The 12,283-nt window shown below is 41.7% G+C and carries 8 protein-coding genes; 1 reads left to right on the top strand and 7 read right to left on the bottom strand.

Annotation, left to right across the window (positions count from 1 at the left end; translation table 11 throughout):
* Window positions 1-6: 6 nt before the first annotated feature.
* Window positions 7-4,599, bottom strand: a complete 4,593-nt coding sequence (gltB, locus tag B5354_RS11545) for a glutamate synthase large subunit (RefSeq protein WP_079528921.1) — start codon at window positions 4,597-4,599, stop codon at window positions 7-9.
* Between the two features lie 350 nt (window positions 4,600-4,949).
* Here gltB and B5354_RS11550 point away from each other — a divergent pair, with 350 nt between their 5' ends.
* Complete coding sequence (locus tag B5354_RS11550; RefSeq protein WP_079528922.1) at window positions 4,950-6,011, top strand: DmpA family aminopeptidase; 1,062 nt, start codon at window positions 4,950-4,952, stop codon at window positions 6,009-6,011.
* A 165-nt stretch (window positions 6,012-6,176) separates the two neighbouring features.
* Here B5354_RS11550 and purU read toward each other — a convergent pair whose 3' ends face one another.
* From purU to B5354_RS11580, 6 genes are all read right to left on the bottom strand, one after another.
* Window positions 6,177-7,076 carry a formyltetrahydrofolate deformylase gene (purU, locus tag B5354_RS11555; RefSeq protein ID WP_079528923.1) on the bottom strand — a complete coding sequence of 300 codons (900 nt, stop codon included), beginning with the start codon at window positions 7,074-7,076 and terminating at the stop codon, window positions 6,177-6,179.
* A gap of 135 nt (window positions 7,077-7,211) precedes the next feature.
* The gene (locus B5354_RS11560) at window positions 7,212-8,576 is read right to left on the bottom strand and encodes a sigma-54 interaction domain-containing protein (protein ID WP_245804762.1); all 1,365 of its coding nucleotides are present in this window, start codon (window positions 8,574-8,576) and stop codon (window positions 7,212-7,214) included.
* A 310-nt stretch (window positions 8,577-8,886) separates the two neighbouring features.
* A complete protein-coding gene (gene cudC / locus B5354_RS11565; protein ID WP_079528926.1) occupies window positions 8,887-9,444 on the bottom strand; it encodes a choline uptake/conversion transcriptional regulator CudC in 558 nt (185 codons plus the stop codon).
* 230 nt (window positions 9,445-9,674) lie between these two features.
* Window positions 9,675-10,676, bottom strand: a complete 1,002-nt coding sequence (locus B5354_RS11570) for a S8 family peptidase (protein ID WP_079528927.1) — start codon at window positions 10,674-10,676, stop codon at window positions 9,675-9,677.
* Between the two features lie 299 nt (window positions 10,677-10,975).
* Window positions 10,976-11,683, bottom strand: coding sequence for a hypothetical protein (locus tag B5354_RS11575; protein ID WP_079528928.1), 708 nt, complete (start codon window positions 11,681-11,683; stop codon window positions 10,976-10,978).
* Window positions 11,684-11,687: 4 nt separating this feature from the next.
* Window positions 11,688-12,275, bottom strand: a complete 588-nt coding sequence (locus B5354_RS11580; protein WP_079528929.1) for a cob(I)yrinic acid a,c-diamide adenosyltransferase — start codon at window positions 12,273-12,275, stop codon at window positions 11,688-11,690.
* Between the last annotated feature and the right edge of the window lie 8 nt (window positions 12,276-12,283).

The raw sequence follows: 12,283 nt of genomic DNA on the forward strand, positions 1-12,283 counted from the left end.
ATCTGATTAAGCTTCTACAGGTTTTTTCTCTTGTTTACTTTCTTCAAATGCCTGCATTTCTGCATCAAAATTAGTTAACCCCTGGTCTTTCAATGTTCTGATTCTATTTTGCACTTCAAGGTATGCTTTCGGGATAACACGTTTAAACCTTGACACCATTTCCTCCCAATCTTCAAGGATTCGCTGGCCTTTAGGACTGTGAGTGTAATTCACATGTTTTCGCACTAGTTCTTGCAATTCATCGATTTCCTGTTGATCAGTAAGCTGGTGTACATGTACGAGTTCCTGGTTACATTTATTCTCAAATGCCGCCTCTGAATCATCCAGTACATAAGCGACCCCACCAGACATACCAGCTGCAAAGTTACGGCCTGTTCCGCCGAGTACAACTACTTTACCGCCCGTCATATACTCACATCCATGGTCTCCCACGCCTTCTACAACAACCTCAGCCCCGCTGTTTCTGACACAGAATCGCTCTCCAGCCAATCCGTTAATGTACGCTTCACCAGCTGACGCCCCATAAAGCGAAACATTACCGATAATTGTATTTTCTTCCGGGATAAAGGTTGATTTTCTTGATGGGTTGACGATAATTTTCCCGCCGGATAAGCCTTTTCCAACGTAATCATTGGCATCTCCGACAAGTCTAAGGGTCATTCCTCGAGGAATAAATGCACCAAAGCTCTGCCCAGCAGATCCTTTAAAAGTCAGTTGGATCGTATCCTCTGCTAAACCAGCTGCACCATAACGCCGAGTAATTTCACTGCCCAGCGTAGTTCCTGTTACACGGTGGATGTTCCTAATCGAACCTGTACCGCGAACCGGCTCCTGATGATCAATTGCATTTTTACATAGTGGAATGAGTTCTTCATGGTCCAGTGTTTTATCTAAACCATGATCCTGTTTATTCATGGCATAATGCCCTACGCTTGGATCTACCTCCGGCTGATAAAGCAAGGCCGATAAATCTACACCTTTGGCTTTCCAATGGTCAATTGCCTCATTAGTGCGAAGAACGTCCGTTCGTCCGATCATTTCATTAATTGTTCTAAAACCAAGTTCAGCCATTAATTCTCTGGCTTCCTGAGCAATAAACCGCATAAAGTTGGCCACATGTTCAGGGTCACCACCGAATTTCTTTCTTAGCTCAGGGTTTTGCGTAGCCACACCTACAGGACATGTGTCAAGGTGACATACGCGCATCATCACACACCCTAAAACGACTAGTGGTGCTGTAGAAAATCCATACTCCTCCGCTCCGAGTAATGTGGCAACAATAATATCTCTGCCTGTCATCATTTTTCCATCTGTTTCAACAACGATCCGATCACGCAAACGGTTGAGCATCAACGTTTGATGGGTCTCAGCTAAGCCGATTTCCCACGGCAGTCCTGTATGCTTGATACTTGTTCTCGGTGCAGCACCAGTTCCGCCATCATAACCACTGATTAAGACAAGATCTGCGCGTCCTTTAGCGACACCAGCGGCGATGGTCCCCACACCAACAGCGGAAACAAGCTTCACACTGATACGTGCCCTCGGGTTCGCGTTTTTTAAGTTGTGAATCAGCTCAGCTAAATCCTCAATTGAATAAATATCGTGATGAGGCGGCGGTGAAATCAGTTCAACCCCGGGAGTTGATCCACGTACTTCTGCAATCCACGGGTAAACCTTTTTGCCAGGAAGGTGTCCACCCTCGCCAGGCTTCGCCCCTTGAGCAATCTTAATTTGAATTTCGTCAGCATTTACAAGGTAATCGCTCGTCACCCCGAAGCGCCCTGAAGCGACCTGTTTAATAGAGCTGCGGCGTGAATCACCATTTTCATCCGGGGTAAAGCGATCAGGATCCTCTCCGCCTTCACCAGTATTACTGCGACCTCCTACACGGTTCATCGCAATGGCCAGTGCTTCATGGGCTTCCTGACTAATCGATCCGTAAGACATAGCCCCCGTTTTAAACCTTCTCGTAATATCCTCGACAGATTCTACCTCTTCAATCGGGATAGAGCCACGCTGCTTAAAAGAGATCAACCCTCTCAGCGATTGTAGATTGTTCGTTTCATCTGTTAGAAGCTTCGAGTACTTTTTGAAAAGCTGGTAGTCATTCGTACGGCATGCATGCTGCAGGGTGTGAATGGTTTTTGGATTATATTGATGATCTTCACCATTTCCCCGATACTGGAACTCATCACCTGCATCAAGTTTCCGCCCGCTCGTTCTATGATCGTCGAAGCTGCGGTCGTGCCGCATACGCACCTCTTTTTCAATAATATCCAGGCCGATTCCGCCTAAACGTGAAGCTGTTCGCGTGAAGTACTTGTCGATCACATCTGGGTGCACCCCTATAGCTTCGAAAATTTGTGCTCCACGGTAACTTTGGATTGTTGATATCCCCATTTTAGAAAGAACTTTGATAACCCCGTCTGTGACGGAATGAATGTAACGGTCAACAGCTTCCTCCAGAGAAGGGACATTTATATCTCCCTTGTCAATGAGAGCACCAAGTGATTCATAGGCTAAATACGGATTAATTCCTTCTGCACCATAACCAAGGAGTGTTGCGAAGTGATGAACTTCGCGAGGCTCGCCAGATTCAACCAGCAAGCTAACCTTTGTTCTAGTGCCTTGGCGAATTAAGTGATGATGCAGTCCTGAAACAGCTAGTAATGCAGGAATCGCCGCATGGTTTTCATCAATGCCACGGTCTGACAATATCAATAGTCTCTTGCCATTCCCTATAGCTTGATCAGCCTGCGTAAATAGAGACTCAAGCGTCTGTTCCATTTGATCAGATTCACCTGTTGTATCAAATAAAATCGAAAGGGTTTCGGCTTCAAAGCCTTCAATCTTCTGCTGACGAAGCTTTTCCAATTCCATATTTGTTAATATAGGTGTTTGCAGCCTGATTTTTCGACAACTGTCGGGCTGTGGGTCTGCGAGATTCCCTTCCGCTCCAATTGTCGTTTCAACCATTGTGATAATTTTTTCACGGATGGCATCGATCGGTGGATTCGTTACCTGAGCAAAAAGCTGTTTAAAGTAGCTATATAAAAGTTGAGGTTTTTTCGATAGCACGGCGAGCGGAGAATCGTAGCCCATTGAACCAACTGGGTCTTTCCCATCTGAAACGAGTGGAATCAATATTTTATTTAATTCCTCAGTTGTATATCCAAAAGCCAATTGATGATCAATCAAATTCTCAACCTGTGAAGTCGGCTGATGTGAAGGTTCTGGTAAATCCGCCAAATCCCATTTATACTCATCCAGCCATTCTCGATATGGTTGTTCACCAGCAATTTGCATTTTAATGTCTTCATCCGGAATAATTTTGCCTTTTTCTAAATCAACCAGCAGCATTTTTCCTGGATGTAATCGATCTTTATATTCAATATCATCAGCAAAAATGTCTAAGGCTCCTACTTCAGAACCAAGTACAATCATGCCGTCTTTTGTAACGTAGTAACGTGCTGGTCTCAATCCATTTCGGTCTAAACAAGCACCGATTTGTTTTCCATCTGTATAAGCCAGTGCTGCCGGCCCATCCCACGGTTCCATGAGACAGCTATGGTACTCATAGAAATCTTTTTTCTGCTCATTGATGGACTCATCGTTTGACCACGGTTCTGGTACCATCATCATAGCTGTATGAGCTAGGGATCGTCCTGACAAATAAAGAAATTCAAATGCATTGTCAAACATCGAGGAATCACTGCCATCATCATCAATAATCGGCAGCAGTTTATCAAGATCCTCTTTACTGAAATGTTCCGACTCACAAAGTTGCTGGCGAGCCCTCATCCAGTTCACATTCCCTCTAAGAGTATTAAACTCACCGTTATGAATGGTGTAACGGTTAGGGTGGGAACGTTTCCAGCTCGGGAACGTATTTGTACTAAAGCGTGAATGCACTAAAGCAAGAGCAGTCTTAAAATCAGGATGATTTAAATCAATATAAAATGAATCCATTTGTTCGGGTACGAGCATCCCTTTATAGACAATGGTGCTTGTTGATAGGCTCGACAAATAAAAGTCATCGTAACCATCCATCTTGGCAATAGTCGTTTCAGCACGTTTACGAATAATATATAACCTGCGTTCGAAGTCCATTCGATTTTTTACACTTTTATTAGGAGCAACGAAGGCTTGACGAATAAATGGTTTAGTCTTTTTAGCATCTTTGCCGACAAAGGAATCGTTAACCGGTACTGTGCGCCAGCCAAGGAAGGTCTGCCCCTCATCCTCGACAATCTGCTCAAACATTTCCTTACACTTCATACGTTTATCATGATTATAAGGAAGGAATAACATCCCTACACCGTATTCGCCTTCAGCCGGAAGTTCAATGTCTTCTTTTTCACACTGTTTCTCGAAAAAATAATGAGGGATTTGCGTTAATATTCCCGCTCCATCCCCTGTACTTATGTCGGCAGCCTGGCCGCCACGGTGTTCCAAGTTACAAAGAATCGTTACGGCATTTTCAACAATGCTATGTGATTTTGTCCCATCTATATTTGCGATCATACCTATACCGCAGGCCTCATGTTCAAAGTCTGGGTGATATAATCCTTGTGCTATAGGATAGCCATTCTTCTGCATTCCAGGTCCCCCTCATCTACGTTTTCATTGTAGTGTTAAAATTCTGTCTTTTGAAGTTTTTTACTAGTATAGCATGAAAATAATCCTTCTTCACGCGTCAAAGACGGATTTCCCTGAGTCTTAACCGTTATTTTCAGAAAATATAAACTATTTTAAATCCCATTAAACTACTGAATTAACTGACTTCAAATAAATTGCTCAGAAAATGTAAGCGTATCCATTCTTGTTCAAAAAAAATTTAAATTTTTCTTTAACTATTAGGAATTTACCGTGAATTTAATTTTAAAAAAGGACTATTGGTAAAGAAGTTGAATGAGTTTAAATAGGAAGTTGAAAGAGAGGGATTTGAAATGCATGGTCAAAAAAGAATTCGGGATTATGGTGTTACGGTCGGAAAATTACCTACAGGATACTATAATTCAATTACTGATGTGGACGGAGTCACAGTTGGACACGTCACTTTAAGTCAGGGAGAAATGCAAACCGGCGTTACTGCTATCCTTCCCCACCAAGGAAACTTATTTAAAGAAAAGCTGATTGCCTCATGTCATATTTTGAATGGGTTTGGAAAAACAATGGGAACAATTCAAATGAAGGAACTAGGAACTCTTGAAACACCAATCTTATTAACCAATACGTTAAATATCGGTACAGCAGTCTTAGCCCTGACAAAATATATGATGGCGGACAACCCTGAAATTGGACGAACAACAGGCACACTTAACCCGGTGGTAGGGGAATGTAATGATATGTATCTCAATGATATCCGCGCCCAGTTTGTAGAAGAACACCATGTTTTCTCAGCGTTGACTCATACCTCTGCTGAATTTCATGAAGGGGCTGTCGGTGCTGGAACAGGGATGGTCAGTTACTCGTTAAAAGGTGGAGTTGGAACAGCTTCCAGGGAAATGGAACTGGAACATGGAAGCTATACACTCGGGGTATTAGTGCTCGCAAATTTTGGAATGCTGAGCGATTTAAAAATTGACGGAAGAGCAGTTGGAGAGGAGTTAAAAAAGGCAATTATCCACCCTTCTGAGGAGGAGGATAAAGGGTCAATTATGGTAATCATCGCTACAGATCTACCTGTATCCGAAAGGCAGTTAAATCGAATTATCAAACGATCTGTAACAGGTTTATCCCGAACTGGATCAACCATTTCGAATGGAAGCGGCGATATCATTATCGGGTTTTCTACCGCTGCAAGAATCCCCCATGAAAAGCCGGCCCAATGCCTCACTTTGCCAATGATTCATGAACAAGACATCGACTCAGCGTTCAGGGCTGCGGGAGAAGCAACGGAAGAAGCTATACTGAATGCTTTGGTTACAGCCACCCATAAAACTGGACGAGATGGGAACGAAAGACCAATTTTATCAGACTTACTTACAAAATATAATATTACGTTCTAATCAGAAAGGGGCTGGGACAATAGTACTTTTACCAAATGAAAATCCGAACTAAGTAGAAATTATGATTGTTGTATAATCCGCTGCGTTAATATACTTCGCTAACAAAGCATATCGTTCGTCTTTTCACTTGAAAAGTTTAGTTATGTCCCAGCCACCTCATAATTTTCACAGCACAATTGTCTTGTTTTCGTAAACGATGAGACGATCTTCCAACGCCCATTTCACCCCTCGAGCTAACACACTGCGCTCAACGGATCGTCCTTTCTTTTTCAGATCCTCTACGTTATCTCGATGATTAACACGGATAATATCCTGTTCAATAATCGGGCCTTCGTCCAAATCATTCGTCACGTAGTGGGCTGTAGCTCCAATCAGTTTCACACCTCGTTCAAAAGCGCGTTTATGAGGGTTAGCTCCAATAAAGGCCGGCAAGAAGGAATGGTGTATATTAATGATTTGCGCCTTATGTGCCGCTACAAACTCTGGTGTTAGAATTTGCATATAACGGGCAAGCACAATCAATTCAACTTCATAGTCCTTCAATAATTGAAGCTGTTTTTCCTCGACTTCTTTGCGAATATCCTTGTTGGCAGGAATATAATAGAAGGGAATATTGAAGGATTCTACAATCTCACGGCATTCCTCGTGATTACTAATCACAACGACAATATCCGTCATCAGATCCCCGCTTTGCCATTCCAGCAAAAGTTCACGTAAGCAATGAAGTTCTTTGGATACAAAAATAGCGGTTTTTTTGACATCATGGAGAAAATGAATTTCCCAATCCATTGAAAATTTGTCAGCAATATCCTTGAATTGTTCTTTTAGTACTTGTCCTTTTTCTTGCAAATCTGGACATTCGAATTCCATCCGAATGAAAAATGTTCCACCTTCATGGTCCGTTGTAAATTGATTAGATTCGATGATGTTAGCACCATTTTGCTTTAAAAATAGTGACATGGCCGATACAATCCCGGGTTGGTCAGGACATTTAATGAGCAGTCTACCCTTATTTTGGTTTTTTTCTAGAAAATTATCAATGTGCTCTTGAATATATGATTTCATATTACAATCACCCCTCTTATATTTACTGTACTTAGTATAATCGTTTAACGGCAACATGGCATCACCTAATATTGGTAATCTCTGTGGCAGAAGCTTTATAAACAGAGTGTGAGGGCTGTTCAAATGGGTCGATATTTAGATTTGAAATTTTTTTAGTTTCTCATAAAAGCTCGATTTACCTAAACCTAATCGACGAGCAGCTTCCAGCTTATTCCCGCTGGTTTGCTCCAACGTATTTTCAATTGCCTTTCGTTCCGTATTTTCTAATATTTCCTTCAACGTTACACCTCCGATTGCAGAGAGAGGAGGAGATTGCAGATATCCTGGTAAGTCATTCATCGTAATAGTAGAGGAATGACACAAATGTACAGCAGCCTCTACTACATTCTCAAGTTCCCGTACATTTCCCTGCCATTTGTACTGCTGAAATCGCTCCAGAACTTCTGAGGTGAATGCCATCACCCTTTTTCCAGTCCGATTCGTAACTTTTCGGAGAAAGAAATCGGCCAGCATCAAGATATCCTCAGTTCTTTCTCTTAAAGGAGGGATATCGATTTGAATCACATTAATCCGATAAAATAAATCCTCTCGGAACCGCTTTTCCTGCACTAGTTTCTCAAGAGATTTATTAGTAGCCGCTACAATTCTTATATCTATTTTTTGAGGATGAACTGCACCCACTGCTTCGACCTCTTTCTCCTGCAAAACTCTCAACAGCTTCACTTGGACATTAAGAGGCATATCTCCTATTTCATCGAGAAATAGTGTCCCTCCATCTGCAAGCTGAAACTTCCCTAACTTCCCACCTTTTTTCGCTCCAGTAAAAGCTCCCTCTTTGTACCCGAATAATTCTGACTCTATTAAATTCTCCGGAATTGCAGCACAATTCACCTTAACAAATGGTTTCGTGTGGCGTTCGCTCAGCAGATGAATGCTATGAGCGAACAATTCTTTTCCAGTACCACTTTCCCCATTTAATAGTACGGACACATCACCAGGCGCAATTTGTTTAATCGTTTCCTTGAGCTGTATCATTTTAGGTGAATTAGCTTCAATGTCATGAAGCGAGTACACTACACCATGATGGCCCCTCATTTGTTCACGATAGAACTCCAGCTCTAACAATAAATCTTTGATGTGACTATTTAACATCATCCACTCTTTTGTATCCCGGAACAATACAGTTCCTACTGCCCCAACTACTTTCTCCCCTGACATCACAGGAATCCGGTTGGCAATCATATGATTACCGCGAATGAACTGGAGGTCTGCAATTTCTTCCTTTCCAGTACTTGCGACAATGTGCATGCGGGTGTTTTCGATTACATCTGTTACGTGTCTGCCAATCACTTCAGATTCACTGGCCTCCAGAAATCTGCAGTACGTTTTGTTCATATACGTCACGACACCCTTGCGATCCACTACTACAAAACAATGATAGGCATTCTCCAGAATCGTTTCAAAAAGCTCGTCTTTATATTCACCTTTTACACTTAACACACCTGGCACCCTCCACATATTTAAATTGTCAACTTCCTGTGTTTGCTAATAATGGTAAGCGCTCTCAATAATGGGGAATAAAGAACTTCAACTCCTTAACTTTCTCTATTTATAATATTGTCTGACTTTTCCCCCTTTTTCAAGTAAAGAAAGCAAGATCATTATTTCCCACAAAAACCCACCTCAGGTCATCCAGAATCTGGATGACCTGAGGTGGGTTTTTGTGGTATTATTTGAATATTATGTATCCTATAGAATGCAGGCCTCTCCTCTTCAATAAACATTGTTATTTTGGAGAGGCGTTATTCTTTTATTCGTCGTCTTTATCGATGGGAATCATTTCGAACAATTCCCCGCTCTCAATAGAATCAACCAGCTTTTGCAGCCAATGATAGTAAGGCTTGGAATCTTCCAGCTTCATATAGGTTTGTTCTGCTTCCTGCCTTAAGCCTTCGTCCAAATCTTTATCCTCGAGAAGATGGCCGAGTTTTTGTTGTGCTTGCTTAATAGCATCCAAATTAACTTTAGCTTCTCTCAACAACTTATTCGTAAAAAAGTTCGAGAAGAATTGAAAGAAATCCTTTTCTGCCACAAAAGTCTGCCTGCGTGTTCCTTTACGAAATGTTTGTTTGACAATGTTGTACTCCTGCAGCTTTTTCACGCCTGTACTCATGCTGGGTTTACTCATGCCAAGTTTCTCACGCATCTCATCTAATGTCATATCCTCTTCAAAATACATCGTTCCGTATAAATTACCGGCACTTCGTGTCACACCATATAAATCCATGGTTTCCGCAAGTGAATCGATCACATAAGCCTTCGCCTCCTCAATAGAAGTACGAGCTTGCTCATTATTTACGTTCGACATTTACAACCTCCTCAAACGACAATAATTAACTATGTTAAATTTTTTCTTTACAAACTTATCTTAACGAATAATCTCAGGTTGTCAAATCGTAGAAGGCTATGAATGGTTTTATAACCGCTTTTTTAACGAAGTATAAGCAATGTTTGATCCTGAACCTTAATAGAGGTTAGGGCAGCAAAACCTCTCCATACAAAAAAGACCTCCGTGAAAGAGGTCTTTTGTGCATTAAGTTATTTAGTAGAATAGGATGGAGCTGATCTTGCAGGTTTCCTATTATGAGTACTAAATAAACTATCTAATTTATCTTGCAGTGCTAATGATAACAAGCCATTTCCCTCTGCTACCTTGGAATGACCTAGAGACACTGTTCTTTTTACTAATTGTGAAAAGATCTCAGCTTCTGTCATACGACGCTGAAATTGTTCTTCCGCTAAACTAATAATTAAGGCCAAAGCACCAGATACATGAGGGGTTGCCATGGAGGTTCCTGATAACTTGGCATATTTTCCTTCGAGATAAGTTGATAGAATTTCTACACCAGGCGCTACGAGGTCAATTTCATTATTTGTATTGGTAAACTCCGCCAGGTTGCGCTCAAAGTCAACAGCGCCCACTTGAATCACTTCATTATAAGCCCCAGGATAACCATACTCCGGTGTATCTCCGCGGCCATCACCTGAATTACCAGCAGCGCAAACAACAGAAATGTCATGTTTCAGCACAGCATCCTTAATGACTGTATGAAGTTCAGGAATATCCTTAGGACCACCCAGGGACATCGACATCACTCTTACTTTCTCACCATTTGGCCCAGTCCAGTTTGCTGCATACTCAATGGCATCAATAATCCACTGCATCTTACCGCTGCCCTCACCAGTCAGTACCTTTAAAATAAGAAGATTTGCCTGAGGAGCTGCACCGACTACTCCACTTCCATTTTCAATAGCAGCCACAGTTCCTGATACATGAGTTCCATGCCCATTGTTATCGCTGAAATTCGTTTCGTCCCCATCATAATCCGTGGTGAAGTTTTTTCCACCGATGATACGACCTTTAAGGTCAGGGTGATCTGTCTGGCAGCCTGTATCAATAACGGCAATGACATTCCCTTTGCCTTGTTCGGTACGCTCCCAAAGTGCAGGAGCTTCAATCATCTCAATTCCCTTCGGTACTTCTGAGGTCGTTTCCAGCACTTCTTCCGTACGGTACGGAATCAAACTCACTTCACTCATGATTTTCCCTCCTAGAATTGGATTGTAAAACTTTCAAGTTGTGCGCACTTGCTAGATTACCAAGGTATATATTGGAAATCTTATACACTATTATATCATTCGATTAAAGTCAGAATAATATGTCAATGTACTCAAAATATTCTATTCCTCTGGTACTAGAATCGTAAGTGCGTTTGCTCAGGGAGCTATCACCTATTTTGCTGTTTTCTAAAGGGCTGTTATTTTTACACAAGATCTACTATTGTTAGGGACAAAAGTTTAGATCAACAAACTATTGCTGAAGATTTCTTGTAATGATCTCATACTATGAAGCTCGTGTATTTACCAGCTAAATGAACTACTTCATTCTTATATTGTTTATCAAAGGTAATCATAAAACTAGTCGATGGTCCGCCAGAAGCTTTTTCATCAAAAGGAATGTCTAAGTCCCTATTTTTCCAGCCATTTCTTTGTTTCAACTCCTGGATACTTTGTTGAATACCCTTAGAACCAACAGGTAAAATCTCATATACCCATTTTTGCTTACTCACTTCTACAAACAATTCAAGCGGAGCAATTTTCTCAGGATAGGCTAGAACCTCCTCCCCAACAAGCGGTTCCCCAATGAGCGCCACACCGCTCATTTCCGGGGAAATACTAATTCTTTTTTCACTAGTATCAACCCACCCCAATATAGATAAGCTGATCGCCGACTGACTCATTGCCATATTCGATTCAGTACTTCCGGTAATATCCAGATTGTAACCAAGTGAATGACCAAGGTTTCTAACGGTTTGTTCAAGCTCATCCCATACTTCGTCGCCAACAAAATTACTGATAGTTACAGCAAACGGAGTCGCCCCTACTGCTAAACAATCCATGAATGACACTCTAAACAAAGACTCTGCCACGGTTTTATAGGGAACATCAACAATATCATTGTTTTTTGAACCGATTCCTCCTGCGTTATCAGTGGCGATGACTAGCTCACGTTCCTTATCTACAGGAATAAACAAAGGCTGTCCCATCGGGTTACTCTTCACCTTCCGATTTTTTCTTCACAGACCGAAACACTTTTGCACTGCGAATGTACTCCACATCCTTCGTTTCAAGGATCATATTCACATAACGTGCTAATGCGAAGAAGTAATCAGAAAGCCGATTTAAATAAGTTAAGCAGACCGGATGAATGGTTTCAATTTTTTGCAGAGAAACGACAAGGCGTTCGGCGCGACGGGTAATCGTGCGGGCAATATGTAATGTCGATGCTGCAGGCGATCCCCCTGGCAAAATAAATCGTTCCAATTCAGGAGCCTGTTTAATGTAATCATCCATGCGCTGCTCGAGCCACTCAACACTTTCCTCCTGAAGCTTGAAAGGACTGTTTGATTTTTTATTAGCCAGATCACTGCCACAGTCAAATAGTTCATGCTGGATTTTCTCAAGTTCTTCTTGAACATCCATGAATCGGGGATCCATTAATTCTGAACGAGCTTTCCCGACAAAACTATTCGCCTCATCTACTGTTCCATAAGCTTCTACACGTATATCGTCCTTGTCTACTCGTCCGCCAATCACACTCGTCTGTCCTTTGTCACCAGTTTTTGTATATAATCTCATATGGGTTT

This window comes from Halobacillus hunanensis (assembly GCF_900166655.1).
In the GTDB taxonomy this organism is placed as follows: Bacteria; Bacillota; Bacilli; order Bacillales; family Halobacillaceae; genus Halobacillus_A; species Halobacillus_A hunanensis.

What these genes read in the sequence shown, in the direction of transcription:
- gltB (WP_079528921.1), bottom strand. Translation starts at nt 4,599, where the DNA reads ATGCAGAAGAATGGCTATCCTATAGCACAAGGATTATATCACCCAGAC.
- B5354_RS11550 (WP_079528922.1), top strand. Translation starts at nt 4,950, where the DNA reads ATGCATGGTCAAAAAAGAATTCGGGATTATGGTGTTACGGTCGGAAAA.
- purU (WP_079528923.1), bottom strand. Translation starts at nt 7,076, where the DNA reads ATGAAATCATATATTCAAGAGCACATTGATAATTTTCTAGAAAAAAAC.
- cudC (WP_079528926.1), bottom strand. Translation starts at nt 9,444, where the DNA reads ATGTCGAACGTAAATAATGAGCAAGCTCGTACTTCTATTGAGGAGGCG.
- B5354_RS11570 (WP_079528927.1), bottom strand. Translation starts at nt 10,676, where the DNA reads ATGAGTGAAGTGAGTTTGATTCCGTACCGTACGGAAGAAGTGCTGGAA.
- B5354_RS11575 (WP_079528928.1), bottom strand. Translation starts at nt 11,683, where the DNA reads ATGGGACAGCCTTTGTTTATTCCTGTAGATAAGGAACGTGAGCTAGTC.
- B5354_RS11580 (WP_079528929.1), bottom strand. Translation starts at nt 12,275, where the DNA reads ATGAGATTATATACAAAAACTGGTGACAAAGGACAGACGAGTGTGATT.